This window comes from Flavobacterium galactosidilyticum (genome assembly GCF_020911945.1).
GTDB lineage: Bacteria > Bacteroidota > Bacteroidia > Flavobacteriales > Flavobacteriaceae > Flavobacterium > Flavobacterium galactosidilyticum.
This window is the reverse complement of record NZ_CP087135.1, coordinates 1293994-1312412: the sequence shown is the minus strand read 5'-3', so window position 1 is coordinate 1312412 and position 18419 is coordinate 1293994. Positions and strand designations below refer to the sequence as shown.

Sequence of the window (18419 nt, the reverse complement as noted above, 5' to 3'; positions counted from 1 at the left end):
GCCTTTGCGGCAAAAAATCAATCCTTAATTTCTTGAAAAGCGTAAACAAGAGTAAAACCCTCTATTTCTTCAAAATAGATTTTGAAATCCTTGGTTAAATCATCAAAATGCAATTCGGCTACAGTTTCATTCGCTTCTAATTCAAAGGAATTGACTTTGATATGATTTTTGAAACTTATTCCTTTTTCATTTCGGATTTTAAAAATAGCTTCTTTAGCGCCCCAAATCACTGTAAGTTTCCGAATATACTCTTCGTTATCAGTTAAATATTGAAATTCGGAATCACAGAATTTATCTGCAATTTTAATGATTTTATCTCTTTGCAACTCCATATCGATTCCAACAGTTTCGTTGCTGAGAATAATTGCTGAAAACTCATGAGAATGGGTAATGGAAATGTATTTACCATCTTTGAGATGCGGTTTTCCAAATTCATCATAATACAAATCGAAGTCAGTGTAGCCAGCCAAATAAAACAATTTGCGCACGCTTAGAAAAGCGCGTTGGTGTAATTGTGATTTCATTCCGGCAAGTCGGATACTATTGTTTTCGTTTAAAACTACGGTATCAAATAATTCTTCGAAAGTTTCTGTAATCTTCCAAACTAGAATTTGTGTCGTAGCGTTGTAGTGTATAGTCTTGAATAATGGCATGTTAGTATCGTGATCCCTAGCCCCGATTGTAATGAAAATCCTTTTTTGAGTCGCCTTTGCGAGGAAAAAAAGATTGTAATGTAAAGCGGGAAATAGCTCCTTAAACTAAAAACAATTCAGTTTAAAAAAATTATTTTACTGATTTTTAAAAGATTACAAAATTAAACAATTCATAAATATTTAGGAATCCTTTTAAAATCATAACTTAATTACGTAATTTTGCAAAAAATTTACACTACAAATATACTATAAATGAGTACTACAACTATGCCTTTTGTGGCTTTCAAAGTAAAAGACATTTCTCTAGCGGCTTGGGGAAGAAAAGAAATTGAACTAGCTGAGGCTGAAATGCCAGGTTTAATGGCGCTTCGTGCTGAATATAAAGACGAACAACCGCTTGCAGGTTCTCGCATTGCAGGATGTTTGCACATGACTATACAAACTGCAGTTTTGATCGAAACTTTAATCGATTTAGGAGCTGAAGTTACTTGGTCATCTTGTAACATTTTCTCTACTCAAGATCAAGCTGCTGCTGCAATTGCTGCTGCTGGAATTCAAGTTTACGCTTGGAAAGGCTTGAACGAAGAGGATTTTGACTGGTGTATCGAGCAAACCTTATTCTTTGGTGAAGATAGAAAACCATTGAACATGATTCTTGATGACGGTGGAGATTTGACCAATATGGTGATTGACCGTTACCCAGAATTAGTTGCTGGAATCAAAGGATTGAGTGAAGAAACTACAACTGGTGTGCATAGATTGTATGAAAGAGTAAAAGCTGGAACTTTACCAATGCCTGCTATCAACGTAAATGACTCGGTTACTAAATCGAAATTTGACAACAAATACGGTTGTAAAGAATCAGCAGTTGATGCTGTTCGTCGTGCAACAGATATTATGCTTGCTGGTAAAAGAGTTGTGGTTTGTGGATACGGTGACGTAGGAAAAGGAACTGCTGCTTCGTTTAGAGGTGCTGGATCTATTGTAACAGTTACTGAAATTGACCCAATTTGCGCTTTACAAGCTGCAATGGACGGTTTTGAAGTTAAAAAATTAAATACAGTTGTTGGAAATGCTGATATTATCATCACCACTACTGGAAATAAAGATATCGTTCTAGGTTCACACTTCGAACAAATGAAAGACAAAACTATCGTTTGTAACATCGGACATTTTGATAACGAAATTGATATGGCTTGGTTGAACAAAAACCACGGTGCGTCTAAAATTGAAATCAAACCACAAGTTGACAAATATACTATCGCTGGTAAAGATATTCTAATCCTTGCTGAAGGTCGTTTAGTAAACCTTGGTTGTGCTACAGGTCACCCAAGTTTTGTAATGAGTAACTCCTTTACAAACCAAACATTAGCTCAAATCGAATTGTGGAAAAATAGCGCGGCATACAACAATGACGTGTACATGTTACCAAAACATTTAGATGAAAAAGTAGCTTTCCTACACCTTGCTAAATTAGGCGTTGAATTAGAAACGTTACGTGACGATCAAGCTGCTTATATTGGTGTTGAAGTTGCTGGACCATTCAAACCAGAATATTACAGATATTAATCCAATTTGTCATTCTGACGATAGGAAGAATCTAAACCCTTGCAGCAATGTGAGGGTTTTTTGGTTTTAATATTTAGAAAACAAATTATATCTTCAGATATTTAAGGAAATAACCCATGTTCAAATGTTTTAATACAATCGCAATGGTAAAAAAGTTAGAATTCAATACCGATAAAATAGTTTTCATATTAGCGATAATTTCAATGATTTGGATTATTTTTTACAAAATAATTTTTACCGAAATCAACGAAATTTTTCCTTATGCGGTAGTGTTTAACTAACTGCGCAAGTTAACAACTATCGATTACTTACAACGACAAATACTTCTTCGTTAAATTTAAATCCCTATAATAAAAACATCCGCTTTTTAAAAGAGCAGATCCTATATCTCTAATACTCCACACCAATACTCTAAAAATTAAACAAATTTTTAACTTTATAATTAAACCTTTCTACCTATTTGACATCTTAATGGAAGTCAAATAAATTCAATATGCAAAAGTCTTACTCTATTCTATTCTTTTTACTTTTTTCCCTATTCGCAACTTCACAAGAAAAATACACCATAAAAGGTAAAGTAATTGGGGCTAATGACAAATTCCCTTTAGAATCAGCTACTGTTTATTTTACAACTGTAAAAGATTCCACAATGTTAGAATACACTTTAACTGACAAAAACGGAGATTTTGTTTTTAATGTTAAAAAACAAGATAAACCCACTTTTTTGAAAGTAACCTATATGGGATTTGAAACACATAAGGAAGAAGTAAAAGAGATTACTGCTAATAGAGAATTTAAGACTATTCCTCTTGTAGAGTCAGCAAATATGCTTTCTGGCGTTACTATAATTGCAGAAGAACCGCCTATCAGAGTAAAAAATGACACTATAGAATTCAAAGCATCTTTGTTTAAAGTTCGTCCGGATTCAAATGTAGAAACTTTATTAAAACAGCTACCTGGTTTTGAAGTAGACAGTGATGGAAAAATCACCGTAAACGGAAAAGAAGTGAACCAAGTTTTAGTTAACGGAAAACCATTCTTTGACCGTGATGGTACAATGGCTTTAAAAAACCTACCTGCTGAACTGATTAATAAGGTACAGGTTTCAGATTATAAAACAAAAAAAGAAGAATACTCTAAATCAGAATCAACTTCAGATAATTCTAGTATTAACTTAACTATTGATAAAGAGAAAAACAGAGGTTATTTTGGTAAATTCTTAGGCGGATATGGAACTGATGATCGTTATGAATCTAGTTTTATTGTAAATCTATTTAACAACAACAGAAAAATAAGCCTTTTAGGTTCTTCTAATAACATCAACGCTCCTGGTTTTTCTATGGATGAAGTATTTGATAATATGGGAGGAGGCCGAAATAGTAGAGGAGGTACCAATAGAGCTGTAGGTAAAGGAATAACACAATCAAATTTAATAGGGTTAAATTATTCTGATGAATGGGCTAAAGGATTGCAAGCCTCTGGAAATTACAATTTTTCGAATACTGATACAGAGAATTTATCTAAATCAAAAACAATTAATTTCTTACCAACTGGGAATTTCACCACGGAATCGCAGTCCAAAACTAAAAATGAGAATACGAGCAACAAAGCTGGTTTCGAATTAGAATATAAAGCCATTCCAAGTATCCGAATTTTTGCTTCTCCAAGATTCTCTAATTCAAGATCAAATAATTTTTCTGAATCAGAAAATAGTTCTCGCGAAGAAAATGGAACACTGAAAAATGATTCAAAATCAAAATCGAGTTCAGAAAACGAATCAAACAACTTTAGTAATTCTATCAATTTTAATAAGTCATTTGAAAAAAAGACAAGAAACTTAAGCGTTGTGTTGAATAATAATAACACCAAATCAAATTCAAACGGAATAACACAATCAGAAACTAATTATTATACTACGCAAACCAGCGATAAGAGAAATCAAAACAACCTTTCTGACAATTCAAACGACTCTTACTCAGCTGAAATTGAATATACAGAGCCTGTTACTGATTCTATCCGATTCAAAATAGGACTAGAATACAATTACAGCAATTCTGTTAATGATGCAAAAACTTATAATTTTAACACTACAGATCAAGCATACTCAGACCTGAATATCTTTCAATCTAATTATACAACCTCGACACAAAACAGTATTACTCCAAAAGCAGGAATTCGTTTTGAGAAAAATAAATTCTCAGTTGACATTAATTCCTCCTCCTCGATTGTACAATATGATAATTTCTCAAATTATCTAAATCAAGCTACCGACTTAAATAAAAAGTACATTTTACCTAACTTAAGCGGACAAGTACGATACAAGATAGATCGTTCTAAAACACTTACAACGAGATACAATTATTCTGTTTCGTTACCATCATCTAATCAGTTGCTTCCCATTGTCAACTTGTCAAACCCTTTGAATACCATAACTGGAAACCCTGATTTAAAACCAAACGAAAAGCACAGTGCTAACATTAATTACAGAAACTTTGATTTCCGTACCCGTTCAGGGTATAATATGTACGCGAATGCTGATTTTTACGCTAGCGAAATCATAACATCTACTATCTATGATGTTGATAGAAAAAGAACAACAACTTACGAAAACATCTCAGGAACCTATGCTATTTCTGGAGGAGGAAGTTGGAATAAATCGATCAAGCAAGAATCTAACTTATTACGTTACGGAATTTCATTAAATGGTAGTTTTTCTACTTCAAAAGGTTTTACTGATGGGATTTTATTTGATGCAGTATCAACAGGAATAAGCCCTCGAATTTATATGAACTATGATTACGGCGAATTTTTCACTCTAGCACCTTCTTATAATTTCTCTTATAATGAAACACAATATGAAAACTACCTAACTAACTCGAGTTCAAATTACGTTCACAGATTCAACATTCAAACTACGAGCTATTGGCCAAAAAATTGGACGTGGGGAAATGATTTTGGATACACTTATAACTCAAGATTATCATCAGAATTCAAAAAAGATTTCTACTTGTGGAACACTAGTTTGTCATACAGTTTTTTCAACAAAGATTTTGTTGCAAAGATCAAAGTATATGATGTTTTAAATCAGAACCAAAGTACCACCCGAACTATTTCAGACACTTCGATTCGTGACGAAGAAAATACTATTTTGAAACGTTATGCTATGTTTTCATTGACCTACAAAATTCAAAATTTCGCGGGAATGAAAAATCCTCCTGGTGGCCGAAATAATAGAGGAGGCGGAATGAGAGCTACACCTATAGACATGTAAAATTATTATTAATTCAGATAATTGCAAAACAAAGCCCTTGAGACCAAGTCAAGGGCTTTGTTTGTTTTAAATCAATCTAATTTGAATATATTCTACTTTCTCTTTTCAGCAAAAAAGCGTTTCATTACATCGGCTGCTTCATCAGCTAAAACTCCCGAAACGACAGTGGTTTTAGGATGTAGTTTCGTTCCCATTTTTACAAAACCACGATTTTCATCACGTGCGCCATACACAATTTTCGAAATTTGACTCCAATATAAAGCGCCGGCACACATTTGGCACGGCTCGAGTGTTACATAAAGTGTACATCCTATTAAATATTTCCCACCAAGAAAATTAGCTGCAGCAGTAATAGATTGCATTTCGGCATGAGCCGTTACATCATTTAGCAACTCCGTAAGATTATGACTTCTTGCAATAATTTTATTATCAATTACAATAATTGCACCCACAGGAATTTCGTCTTTATCAAAAGCAGTTTCTGCTTCTTGCAAAGCTTTTTTCATGAAATATTCGTCAGTGAAAGGATTTATCATAGTGTTGGAAGGAAAATTTTAATTCTTTTTGAAACAAGTTTTTAACGATTGTAAAAATACAATTTCAAATCGTACATTTGCTTTATGTCTGCTAATTTACTCCAAAACATAAATTCTCCAACTGATTTACGTCTACTCGACGAAGCTCAACTTCCTCAAGTTGCGCAAGAACTACGTAATTTTATCATAGCTGTTGTAGCGGCAAAAGAAGGGCATTTAGGTGCTAGTTTAGGAGTTGTAGAACTTACTATAGCGTTGCATTATGTTTTTGACACGCCAAACGATTTATTGGTTTGGGATGTAGGTCATCAAGCGTACGGACATAAAATCCTAACAGAAAGAAGAGAAAGCTTTCATACCAACAGACAATTAGGTGGTGTTTCTGGTTTCCCAAAAAGAGGTGAAAGCATCTATGACACTTTTGGCGTAGGCCACTCCTCTACTTCTATTTCTGCTGCTTTAGGAATGGCAATTGCCTCTAATTTGAAAGGAGATTATGACAAGCAACATATCGCAGTTATTGGCGATGCCTCCATAGCGTCAGGAATGGCTTTTGAAGGACTGAATCACGCTGGAGTTACTGATGCTAATTTATTAGTAATTCTGAACGATAACGCCATTGGGATTGATCCAAGTGTTGGCGCTTTAAAAAAATACCTCACTGCGGTTAAGGAAGGAAAGAATCCTCGACAAAATAACATGATTAAGTCATTGAATTTTGATTATTCAGGACCTATTGACGGTCATGATATTTTTGCAGTCATCAAGGAATTAAAACGATTACAAAAAATAAAAGGTCCCAAATTCCTTCACGTAATTACCACAAAAGGAAAAGGATTAAAACAAGCTGAAGAAGATCAGGTAAAATACCACGCTCCTGGAAAATTTGACGCGTCTACAGGAGAAATACATAAGAAAATAGAAGAAAATCTTCCTCCAAAATACCAAGACGTCTTTGGACTTACGCTGTTAGATTTAGCCCGAAAAAACGAAAAAATTATTGGAATTACTCCAGCAATGCCGTCAGGAAGTTCATTGAACTTTATGATGGATGAATTTCCAGAACGCGCTTTTGATGTAGGGATTGCGGAGCAACACGCCGTTACATTAGCTGCTGGAATGGCCACTCAAGGAATGATAGTCTATTGTAATATTTACTCCACTTTTTTACAAAGAGCGTATGACCAAGTCATTCATGATGTTGCTTTGCAAAATTTGCCTGTGATTTTTTGTCTTGACAGAGCTGGTTTGGTGGGTGAAGATGGCGCAACCCATCACGGAGTTTTCGATTTAGCTTATTTGCGTTGCATACCCAATATGATTGTTTACTCACCTAGAAACGAAATCGAACTACAAAACATATTGTACACCGCACAGTTAGGACTAAATCATCCTATCGCCATTCGATACCCACGTGGTCGCGGTATCATTCAAGATTGGCAATCACTTCATCTAGGAAAATATCAGGAGATAGCCATTGGGAAAAGCAGCTGTATGAAACAAGGTTCTAAAGTAGCTGTTCTTTCAAATGGAACGATTGCTAACAATGTAACTATGGCTTTAGCCAAAATAAAAAATCCGGCAACAATTGCTCATTATGATTTTGCCTTTGTAAAACCATTGGATGAAAATCAATTGCATTTTATTTTTAAAACATTCGAAAATATCGTCACAATCGAAGATGGAATAGTGCAAGGTGGTTTTGGAAGTGCGATACTTGAATTCAGTGCTCTGCACCATTACACATCAAAAATAAAAGTTCTTGGCATTCCCGATAAATTTATTCAGCAAGGAAATGTAGCCGAATTACAACAATACTGCAAAATTGACGTTAAAAGTCTTGAAATACTTTTTTCAAACTATTAAAATAATTATTTTGCCAAGTTAAACCTAAACGCGCCTAAATGAAAATACGATTATACCTCTTATTATTGCTTACATTTTCAGTAACATACAATAGTTTTTCGCAAACAAAAGTAAAAGACTCCATTCAATTGTCAATTTACGATACATTAAGACCAGCAAAAATTTTATTAGCTGCAGTTAAGCCCATGTCGCAAAAATTAAAAATACAGACTAAGACACATTTTCTTCCATTTTCTCACTGGAGTAACAAAAATACTTTAGGTTTTGATATTTCTGAAGTAGCTTTTTTTAACTGGAATGCGGGTGGAACGACTTCAATCTCTGGATTATTGAAAGGTCAGTTCACAAAGAATTATACCAATCTTAATGCAAATTGGTCAAACGAACTAATTTTTAGATATGGCGTCAACAAGCAAGACGGTCAAGACATGAAAAAAACGGATGACGCTCTTCAAATTAATTCAACATTTGGTTACAGACACAATCCTAAATCCAACTGGTTTCATTCGGCTAAATTTAACTTTAGTACCCAATTTACCAATGGTTATGCCTATCCAAATACTACCAGAGCCATTTCAAAACCCTTTGCACCAGCATATATTTTCCTAGGAATGGGAGCTGAAAACATTAATAAAGAAAAAAACAGAACCTTATACATTTCGCCATTTACTTTTAAAACTACATTAGTTTTAGATCAAACATTAGCTAATCAAGGTGCTTTTGGAGTACCTAAAGCAATTTATGATGAAGACAAAAATTTAATTACCGAAGGAAAAAAAGCAAGAACAGAATTTGGTTTTTTAATTACTAATAAGTACAAAAAAGAAGTTGTTAAGAATGTTATTTTAGAAAATCGTCTGAGTTTATATTCTGATTATCTAAATCATTTTGGAAATGTAGATGTCAATTGCGACTTACAAGTGGAGCTTGTAGTAAATCAATACGTAAGAGCAAATATTGGAGCACACGTAATTTACGACGATGATATTAAATCAAAAAAAGAGGTTGCTGGCGTACAAGTAACAGAAGGACCAAAAGCACAAGTTCGACAAGCGATTGGCGTAGGTTTGCAATACGTTTTCTAATAAAAAAAAGTCCTGAAAAATATTTTCAGGACTTTTTTTTACTGCGTAAATGGCGTTTTAATTTTTAACTGCTGTTATCGTTTTATAAAACAACAAAGCATTTCCATCCGTTAGCATGGAAATAAAATGACAGATATGAAGCATTCGTTCATATAAGTTTTCTTTCTCCAGATGATGTTTCTCAGGTAGTAATTTCAAGATTAACGAATCATAATTAGACTCATTACCGTTGTATTTATTATTAAACGCCGTTATGAATTTGTCCAATAGCGTTTGGATGATTTGGTAACCTACAATTTCTTTCTCAATCACTTCTCTGCTCTGATAAATATTATTGACGCTAATATTAATAATATCATCCATCTGTACTTTGTACTTACTCTTATCAGTCAGTGAATATGGAAACTTACCATTCAAAATAGCCTCTTCATTTTCAACAAAGACCTTTACAGCATCATTAATCAAGCTACCAATTGCCAAAGCACGCAAATAACTAATTCTATCCTCCTTAGTAGTTAATGTTTTATATTTTGAAGTATCAATGCTATCTTTTACTAGTTTAATCAAATATTCTAGCGCAAAATCTTCAGAAACTAAACCTAAGTTTATTCCGTCTTCAAAATCAATAATGGTGTAGCAAATATCATCAGCAGCTTCGACTAAATAAGCCAAAGGATGTCTTTCGAAACCAATATCATTTCCATCTTTATTTGGAATCAAACCCATATCAGTAGCTACTTCCTCAAAAAACTTCTTATCAGTTTGAAAAAAACCATATTTTTTATCGGCAATATTCCTCGTTGGTTTTTTGGGCAGACTTTCTTTTGGATACTTCATAAAAGCACCTAAAGTAGCGTAGGAAATTCGGAGACCGCCTTCAATTCCAGGGCGGCTAGCTGTTAAAACTGAAAAACCATTCGCATTTCCTTCAAAATCAATTAAATCTTGCCATTCTTTATCTGTGACTTGTCCTCTGTACTTTTGTCCGTTTCCAATAGAAAAATATTCACCTATAGCTTTCTCTCCTGAATGTCCAAAAGGTGGATTTCCAATATCATGCGCCAATGAAGCCGCAGCTACAATAGCGCCAAAATCATTCATGTGAAAACCATGAACTTCTTTTAAGTGCGGATATTTTTCAATAATTTTTTTACCAACTAATCGTCCCAAAGAACGTCCCACAACCGAAACTTCTAAACTATGCGTCAATCGCGTATGTACAAAGTCGGTTTTTGAAAGTGGAATCACTTGTGTTTTATCCTGCAAACTTCTAAACGCTGCAGAGAAAACAATTCGGTCATAATCTACTTCAAAACCCAAACGCGTATCGTCTTGTTCTACACGCAATCTTTTGCCTTTGTCGCCTTGCCTTCTTAGTGATAAAAGTTGTTCCCAGTTCATTTTTGATAGATATATTATTCTAAATTTATAAGGAGCGAATATAAAGAAAAAGAAACCAGTTGAAATAAAAATAGCTGCCAAAAATGACAGCTATCCTATTTAAAATTTGAAAATAAATTGCTTACATCTTCATTTTTGCAACAAACTCATGTTTCTTTACTACATACGTAACTGATAAAGTATCATGCCAACCTCTTGCATTATCATTCAAGAAAGAGAATCCTTCAAAAGCAATCACTCTAACTAATGTTCTAACAATAATACTTTTTACTTCCGGTTTGGTACCGTTATGTTTTACCACTAATGTTTTGGTGAAATATTTCCCAATGGTTCTCGATAAATACATTTCCATAATGGCGTAGTAAAAAAATAAAACGATCAATCCAAAGAATATATTTTCGAGCAATGTTAATGAGATAATCCAATCTGATACTTTATAATTACCCATTAATTGTCCCATAATATTTATCGTCGCACCAATCCCAATAGTCACTAAATAAATTACAAATAAGTCAATGATAAAGTTCAGGAATCGCTGCCATTTAGAAGCTAATAAATCATTGGTAATTGTAAATTCTTTAGTTTCCATTTATGTTTTTTTTTAATATTATAAAATAAGATTCAAAACCACTAACTATCTCAAATATAATGATTTTCAACAAATAAAGACTAATCTCTTTTAGTTTGTCATAACTATAAATGGCAATTAGAGTAAAGATTAAAATCGAGAATCTTATATTAGCAAGCGTGTAATAGCCTCAAAAACTATAAAACTTCATAATTCTACCGCCAATTTTTATTTTTATAAATGGGAATCAACTGCAGTGTTTCTTTAGTGTTTAAAAATAAGGAGTTGAACAACTTTGGTAACCAAAAAATTTCAATGTTGCTTCTATCAAACATCGTCACAGTATTAAAAACGCCAGACTTAGTATCAGCATTAAAAAACTCTAAAACAACGCTCGTATTTTCTATAATATTATTTTTACAAAGAGTAATTGCTTCAGTAAAATTCATTTTCATTTTTGCGATTAGCTGTTTTTTCAACACATTGATCAAAAGACTATCAGCAATAAACAGACGATTGAACTCGATGCAAAATGCAAACAGAAAATCCTCAATAATACTTGCTTGTTTTGACTGTATAACTAAATCATTAGTACAGGTAGAATATAATAAATGTAAAATATTCCTACTTACTTTGTTTGTATATTCAATTGCTTTCATAATAATGTCTTTTGATATTACAAATATATCTCAGCGTGAGGCATTTATAGTTACACTATTTTAAGAGAGATTTATGCAATTCAAATACAGTACATGTTTTATTAACTTTAGATAACAGAAAAACATTCATTATTAATACTCATTATTTTAAACAAAAATCCACAATGTAGCCAAAAAACAGATATATTTGGATTGAAAAAACTGTTCCAAAACCTGATTTGATAAAAGCTATGCTCCACATTAACATATTTAAGTAAAATATGAAATATACCCTTATTGCTTTCCTATTTCTAATTGTTAGTGCGCAGCAAATTAAATCACAAGCTATCTTAGTTCAACAAACGAACCAACCAATAGTTATTGACGGTGATTTATCGGACTGGAAAAACCCTTTTTCACAAGAATTTGTTATTCATAACTCTGGAAAAAAAGTAACGCAATCAACAATCGCATCTCTTTCTTGGGATAAAAAATTCTTATATATAGCCTACAATTGCATTGATTCTGAAATTGTAGGAACTACTAGAAAAAAAGACCATCCTATTTTCAACACTGATGATTTAGTAGAAATTTTTATTGATCCCGCTGGAGATGCTAAAAACTATATTGAAATTGGTGTAAATGCTTTTAACAGCAATTACGACATCCATATTCAATGCCTTGGAGGCGACTGTGCCAAAAGAAAATCGGATTTATCAGTTACATAAAAGGATTACAAACAGCATCTAAAATTACTAAATCTGGATTTAACGTTGAAATTGCTATTCCGTTTTCAAGTTTAAACGAAATTACAAATGGCCATTTTAAAACCCCAAAAAATGGAACCACATGGAAAGGAAATTTATTCCGAATTGACTACGGGCAAAGTAAAGAATACCAATCCTTAAAACCGTACCAAAGCAAAAAATATGGTTTTCATCAACCAGTTGAGTTTGCAGAATTCAAGTTTGTGAATTAATTGTTTTTGTAAAAAAGAATTCTTTTTAGGGACTTTCTTTATGTTGATTTTGATTGTGGGCACAAGCGGGACGCTTGCGCCAGCGAGAGCCTTTTTTATTTTAGTATATCCGTTAAATAATAAGCAGGAGTAATAGCTGATAATTTTCCTCCAGTCTCATCTGAAATAGTTCCGTGTATAAATCCATGTAATTTTGTTCCGCTACCTGTCAATTTTATTACTCCAGATTCTATAATTGATAGGTCGTAGACTGGACCGCCACTATATCCGCCAATACTTGGATTTTCTAAAATAATAAAAGTTTGAGGAGTTTTGTTATCAAATCTATTAAGATCTATTAAACTACTAGAGGGAAAAGTTCGATATGTTAAAGGTGAGAAAAGACCATAAATTCCAAGACCTAAAGGAAAACCTATTATAGTGAGTTGTGTATTTCTTGATATTGCTTTTTTTGAGATTTCGATCATTTCAAATGGAACAAAACGGTTTTGCAAAAACTTTTCCAATATTTCTTTTTCCGGATTTAACTTTAATACTGATAAGTCTGCAATTGGATGATCAATCCACTTTATAGGATTTGATAATTTTTTCAATTCAATTTTAATTGGTAAATTATTTTCACCTTGAATTATTACGTAAGCTGAATCATCCATATTTTTAGAAACATGTGTTGCTGTTACAATATAAATTTCATCATTTTTTGATATAAAACTTCCAGTCCCTGTGGACTCATTACCAGGGCTTATTTCTTTCCTAAGATTTACAACTGATATTGTCAATTGATCGGCTGTTAGGATAATATTGTTTTCTGATTTTTGAGCTTCCATTGATGAAATAAATATTAAGTTTAGTACTAAAATTATGATTTTATTATTCATTTTTACGGTTTGTTTTGGGTTCTGATTTGGGACAATATTTGAATAGTGGGAATAAAATAGCATACAAAACTACTTCTGGCTAGATTAACAATTATGTGTTAATGTGTTTTTTCTCATACATTAATTATTTCATAAATTATAACTGTCAAAAGAAATGTGTCTTATAATACTAATCCCCTAGCCCTGATAGCAGTGAAAATCCTTTTTTGCCGTAGTTCGGCGAAAAAGATTGAAACAAATAGCAGGAAATAGCTACTAGAAAAGCTCCTCAAGAAACAGCTCGTCACAAAAAAGCCATTCTCCTCACAAAAAGGAGAACGGCAGTTTTCTAATTATATAAAATCGTCGTTCTTGAAAAGTGTGAAATTACGATCCACACATTTCGCAATCTTCAGGATCAGAATTTCTAGCCATTTCGATCATCGTTCTATATTCCTCAGAGCTCATTTCCACTGGAGCAGCAGGAACTGCTACTTGTATCGGTTTAGCTTCTACTTCGATTGGTTCTGCTTTTTTATCGTTGTTCAATGTAAATTTAATCGCATCCACCGCTGCTTTTGTTCTTAAGTAATACATTCCCGTTTTTAATCCAGATTGCCAAGCATAGAAATGCATCGATGTCAATTTAGAGTAATTGGCGTTTTGCATAAACAAGTTCAATGATTGTGATTGATCTACAAAATACCCACGTTGACGTGACATATCAATAATATCTTTCATTGACATTTCCCAAACTGTTTTGTACAATTCTTTTAAATCTTGCGGAATATTCAAATCTTGAACTGATCCGTTATTACGCATTAATTCTTGCTTCAAGGTTTCGTTCCACAAGCCACGCTCTACTAAATCATGCAATAAATGCTTGTTTACCACGATAAACTCTCCTGAAAGTACTCTTCGTGTATATACATTAGAAGTGTACGGCTCAAAAGCTTCGTTGTTGCCTAAAATTTGAGACGTTGAAGCTGTTGGCATAGGCGCTACTAATAAGGAATTACGCACACCGTGCTCCATCACTTCTTTTCTTAATGAAGCCCAATCCCAACGACCTGACAAATCCTCATCTTTCATTCCCCACATATTGTACTGGAATTCCCCTTGAGACATGGGTGATCCTGCGAAAGTAGAATACGGACCTTCTTCTTTTGCCATTTCCATAGAAGCGGTTACAGCAGCAAAATAAAGGGTTTCAAAAATTTCTTGGTTCAGTTTTTTAGCTTCGTCAGATGTAAACGGAAAACGCAACATAATAAATGCATCTGCTAATCCTTGTACTCCAAGACCAATAGGTCTGTGGCGCTTATTAGAATTTTCTCCCTCAATTACAGGATAATAATTTCTATCAATTACTTTATTTAAGTTTCTAGTCACACGTTTAGTCACGGTGTACAACATTTCGTGGTTGAATTTTTTGTTTTCCACAAACATTGGCAACGAAAGAGACGCTAAGTTACAAACCGCGATTTCATCTTTAGAGGTAAACTCCATGATCTCTGTACACAAGTTCGACGAACGAATAGTACCTAGATTTTTCTGATTCGATTTTCTATTTACTGCATCTTTATACAACATGTAAGGCGTTCCAGTTTCTATTTGCGATTCTAGAATTTTCTCCCACAATTCATGTGCTTTGATAGTTTTTCTACCTTTACCCGCTTTTTCATAACCAATGTACATCGCTTCAAATTCCTCACCATGTACGTCATACAAACCTGGACATTCATTAGGACACATCAATGTCCAATAGCTGTCTTCTTGTACGCGTTTCATGAATAAATCCGATGTCCACATGGCAAAGAATAAATCTCTAGCGCGCATTTCCTCTTTACCAGTATTCTTTTTCAAATCTAAGAATTCGAAAATATCAGCATGCCAAGTTTCGATGTAAATCGCAAAACTACCTTTACGTTTTCCACCACCTTGATCTACATATCTTGCCGTATCGTTAAAAACTCTCAACATAGGAACAATTCCGTTTGAAGTTCCGTTTGTGCCACGAATATAAGATCCTGTTGCACGAACATTATGAATAGACAAACCAACTCCACCAGCTGATTGCGAGATTTTAGCCGTTTGCTTCAACGTGTCATAAATTCCGTCAATACTATCATCCTGCATTGCTAAAAGGAAGCAAGAAGACATTTGAGGTTTTGGAGTTCCCGCATTGAACAATGTTGGCGTAGCGTGCGTGAAGAATTTTTTAGACATTAAGTCGTATGTTTCAATCACTGAATCTAAGTCGCCTAAGTGAATCCCTACAGATACACGCATCAACATATGCTGCGGACGCTCTACAATTTTACCATTTATTTTAAGCAAATAAGAACGTTCTAGTGTTTTAAAACCAAAATAATCGTAGTTGAAATCTCTGTTGTATATTACATGCGAGTCTAAAAATTCAGCATTTTCCATGATCACTTTATGAACTTCCTCTGATAATAAAGGAGCGTCTTGACCATTTCTTGGATTTACATAATGAAACATATCGTTCATTGTTTCCGAGAATGATTTTTTTGTATTCGAATGTAAATTCGAAATCGCTATTCTCGCTGCTAACTGTGCATAATCAGGATGCGCAATGGTCATTGAAGCCGCAGTTTCGGCAGCTAAATTATCTAATTCTGACGTAGAAACACCATCATACAGTCCTTCAATCACTCGCATAGCTACTTTTACAGCATCTACTAAATCATTCAAACCATAGCATAGTTTTTTAATTCTATCTGTGATTTTGTCAAACATTACAGGCTCTTTGCGACCGTCTCTTTTTACTACGTACATAAATTTTTTGTTTTTTTTAAAACAACAAATCCCTTTGCTGCTTTTGGTTGTTTGTATTTGCGAGGAATAATGCAATCTCATGCTACATCATTTCCTCATTTTTTTTGGAGCTGTTTCCAGCTATCCGTTGCAATCCACGCCAAAAGGCGTGGGATTTCCACTGCTATCTGGGCTAGAGCTACAGTAGCAGGGAGAAATTCGGTCTAAAATCAAGATGTAAACAGGACAAATAAACATTTTAAATCTATAAACTTAGACAAAAACATTTTTTTCTTTGCGGCTTAGTGTCTTTAAGGCTATCGACTAAAAGTCAGCGTCAAAAGATATTTTTTGAGCGTCAACATCAGTATTCATCACCCCAGATTTTTGATATTCAGCCACTTTCTTTTCAAAGAAGTTTGTTTTTCCTTGAAGCGAAATCATGTCCATAAAATCAAATGGGTTTGTAGTATTGTATTCTCTATCACAACCAAGTTCCACTAACAGTCTATCAGCAACGAACTCTAGATATTGAGTCATCAATACTGCATTCATTCCTATTAAACTTGCCGGAAGTGATTCTGTAATAAATTCTCTTTCGATATTCAAAGCATCAACGATGATACTTCTAATTCTTTCTTTCGGAACTTTATTAACTAAGTGGTGGTTATGTAAATGCACTGCAAAGTCACAGTGAACACCTTCGTCACGAGAAATTAATTCGTTAGAGAATGTTAATCCCGGCATTAAGCCACGTTTTTTCAACCAGAAAATAGAACAGAACGCTCCTGAAAAGAAAATTCCTTCTACCGCTGCAAAAGCAATCAATCTTTCAGCAAAAGAATCCGACTCAATCCATTTCAAAGCCCAGTCCGCTTTTTTCTTGATAGCTGGAAAAACTTCTAAAGCATTGAATAAATCATCTTTCTCTGCTTCGTCTTTTACGTAAGTGTCAATTAGTAGAGAATACGTTTCACTGTGAATATTCTCCATCATGATTTGGAAACCATAGAAAAATTTAGCTTCAGCATATTGCACTTCATTCACAAAGTTTTCGGCTAAATTCTCATTTACAATTCCGTCAGAAGCAGCAAAAAACGCAAGAATATGTTTGATAAAATATCGCTCATCATCATTCAACTTATTGTTCCAATCATTCAAATCCTGAGATAAATCGATTTCTTCCGCAGTCCAAAAACTAGCTTCCATTGATTTATAAAACTCCCAAATATCATGATGTTTGATAGGAAAAATTACGAAACGATTTTTATTCTCTTGTAAAATTGGTTCAACTTGTGTCATTGCGGTAGTTATTTTTTTATGCGTTTAACGTTTTATTTTGCTTTTTGAGCTTTACAAAGGTTGTGAAATATTGCGGAAATTAAAAGCCAAACTTATCCACAATCCGCCCTAGTTTTGAACAAAGGACACAAATATAAATTATTTAAAGTTGTTTTTCAAAATATTGATTTTCAATCGATTGAATAAACTCAACACACCTAAAGCACCGTAAAATATAGGGTTTATAAAATCAGAAAAAATGAAAAAAGTAGATTTCTATTTTTGATTTTTTAAGTCTTGAGCAACTTGCTCTAACTCCATGTACCAATCTTCACCAAACTTGCGAATTAGCGCTTCTTTGACAAATTTGTAAACCGGAACTTCAAGTTCCTGCCCTAACGAACAAGCAGGATCACAAATATCCCATTTGTCGTAATTAACGGCTGCAAACTCAGTAAAATCTTTTACTCGAACTGGGTATAAATGACAAGAAACAGGTTTTTTCCAGTCAATTATTCCTTGATTGTACGCTTGTTCGATACCACATAAAGCAGTTTTACCATCAAACATTACATAAGCGCAATCTTTACCATCAATAAGAGGAGTTTCAAGTTCACCATCAACACCAGTTATCCAAGTTCCTTGCGCTTCAATAGCGGCAATTCCTTCTTTGCGTAAAAAAGGTTTTACTTTTGGGTATATAGATTCGAGGATTTGAGTTTCCTCAATACTTAATGGCGCTCCAGCGTCGCCGTCTACACAGCAAGCGCCTTTACAAGCAGTCAAATTGCATACAAAATCTTTTTCGAGCAAGTCTTCTGAGACGATGGTTTTTCCTAGTTGAAACATTTGGCAAAGGTATTCAAAGTAATTCACAAAAGTACCCCAGCAAATCATAAATTCCAAAACAAAAACGGAATCAATTGATAACCAA

General features: G+C 33.7%; 15 protein-coding genes. 6 read left to right on the top strand and 9 right to left on the bottom strand.

Translation table 11 applies throughout. From position 1 onward, the window contains the following. Nucleotides 1-17 precede the first annotated feature (17 nt). Nucleotides 18-653, bottom strand: a complete 636-nt coding sequence (locus LNP27_RS05690) for a 4'-phosphopantetheinyl transferase family protein (RefSeq protein ID WP_229943640.1) — start codon at nucleotides 651-653, stop codon at nucleotides 18-20. 252 nt (nucleotides 654-905) lie between these two features. Here LNP27_RS05690 and ahcY point away from each other — a divergent pair, with 252 nt between their 5' ends. Then, nucleotides 906-2222 carry an adenosylhomocysteinase gene (ahcY, locus tag LNP27_RS05685; RefSeq protein ID WP_229943639.1) on the top strand — a complete coding sequence of 439 codons (1317 nt, stop codon included), beginning with the start codon at nucleotides 906-908 and terminating at the stop codon, nucleotides 2220-2222. 493 nt (nucleotides 2223-2715) lie between these two features. After that, nucleotides 2716-5493 carry an outer membrane beta-barrel protein gene (locus tag LNP27_RS05680; protein WP_229943638.1) on the top strand — a complete coding sequence of 926 codons (2778 nt, stop codon included), beginning with the start codon at nucleotides 2716-2718 and terminating at the stop codon, nucleotides 5491-5493. A 92-nt stretch (nucleotides 5494-5585) separates the two neighbouring features. Here LNP27_RS05680 and LNP27_RS05675 read toward each other — a convergent pair whose 3' ends face one another. Further along, on the bottom strand, nucleotides 5586-6029 hold the full coding sequence (locus LNP27_RS05675) for a nucleoside deaminase (RefSeq protein WP_229943637.1): 444 nt from the start codon (nucleotides 6027-6029) through the stop codon (nucleotides 5586-5588). An 84-nt stretch (nucleotides 6030-6113) separates the two neighbouring features. Here LNP27_RS05675 and LNP27_RS05670 point away from each other — a divergent pair, with 84 nt between their 5' ends. Both LNP27_RS05670 and LNP27_RS05665 read left to right on the top strand, forming a co-directional pair. Then, on the top strand, nucleotides 6114-7895 hold the full coding sequence (locus LNP27_RS05670) for a 1-deoxy-D-xylulose-5-phosphate synthase (RefSeq protein WP_229943636.1): 1782 nt from the start codon (nucleotides 6114-6116) through the stop codon (nucleotides 7893-7895). Between the two features lie 38 nt (nucleotides 7896-7933). Continuing rightward, entirely contained in the window at nucleotides 7934-8980 is a 1047-nt protein-coding gene (locus tag LNP27_RS05665; protein WP_229943635.1) for a DUF3078 domain-containing protein, read from the top strand. Between the two features lie 57 nt (nucleotides 8981-9037). Here LNP27_RS05665 and LNP27_RS05660 read toward each other — a convergent pair whose 3' ends face one another. The 3 genes from LNP27_RS05660 to LNP27_RS05650 form a co-directional block, all read right to left on the bottom strand. Next, complete coding sequence (locus tag LNP27_RS05660) at nucleotides 9038-10381, bottom strand: deoxyguanosinetriphosphate triphosphohydrolase (RefSeq protein WP_229943634.1); 1344 nt, start codon at nucleotides 10379-10381, stop codon at nucleotides 9038-9040. Nucleotides 10382-10502: 121 nt separating this feature from the next. Continuing rightward, nucleotides 10503-10970, bottom strand: a complete 468-nt coding sequence (locus LNP27_RS05655; RefSeq protein ID WP_229943633.1) for an RDD family protein — start codon at nucleotides 10968-10970, stop codon at nucleotides 10503-10505. Between the two features lie 194 nt (nucleotides 10971-11164). Next, complete coding sequence (locus LNP27_RS05650) at nucleotides 11165-11608, bottom strand: hypothetical protein (protein WP_229943632.1); 444 nt, start codon at nucleotides 11606-11608, stop codon at nucleotides 11165-11167. Between the two features lie 260 nt (nucleotides 11609-11868). Between LNP27_RS05650 and LNP27_RS05645 the strand changes: the two genes are divergently transcribed. Then, the gene (locus LNP27_RS05645) at nucleotides 11869-12315 is read left to right on the top strand and encodes a carbohydrate-binding family 9-like protein (RefSeq protein ID WP_229943631.1); all 447 of its coding nucleotides are present in this window, start codon (nucleotides 11869-11871) and stop codon (nucleotides 12313-12315) included. Beyond that, on the top strand, nucleotides 12264-12566 hold the full coding sequence (locus tag LNP27_RS05640) for a DOMON domain-containing protein (RefSeq protein ID WP_229943630.1): 303 nt from the start codon (nucleotides 12264-12266) through the stop codon (nucleotides 12564-12566). Before LNP27_RS05645 ends, LNP27_RS05640 begins: the two co-directional genes overlap by 52 nt. A 95-nt stretch (nucleotides 12567-12661) precedes the next feature. Here the strand turns inward: LNP27_RS05640 and LNP27_RS05635 are convergent, their stop codons facing one another. From LNP27_RS05635 to LNP27_RS05620, 4 genes are all read right to left on the bottom strand, one after another. Further along, a complete protein-coding gene (locus LNP27_RS05635) occupies nucleotides 12662-13444 on the bottom strand; it encodes a trypsin-like peptidase domain-containing protein (protein WP_229943629.1) in 783 nt (260 codons plus the stop codon). Between the two features lie 366 nt (nucleotides 13445-13810). Continuing rightward, the gene (locus LNP27_RS05630; RefSeq protein ID WP_229943628.1) at nucleotides 13811-16225 is read right to left on the bottom strand and encodes a ribonucleoside-diphosphate reductase subunit alpha; all 2415 of its coding nucleotides are present in this window, start codon (nucleotides 16223-16225) and stop codon (nucleotides 13811-13813) included. 303 nt (nucleotides 16226-16528) lie between these two features. Next, a complete protein-coding gene (locus tag LNP27_RS05625) occupies nucleotides 16529-17506 on the bottom strand; it encodes a ribonucleotide-diphosphate reductase subunit beta (RefSeq protein WP_229943627.1) in 978 nt (325 codons plus the stop codon). Nucleotides 17507-17761: 255 nt separating this feature from the next. Continuing rightward, nucleotides 17762-18334, bottom strand: a complete 573-nt coding sequence (locus tag LNP27_RS05620; RefSeq protein WP_229943624.1) for a DUF3109 family protein — start codon at nucleotides 18332-18334, stop codon at nucleotides 17762-17764. Nucleotides 18335-18419 lie beyond the last annotated feature (85 nt).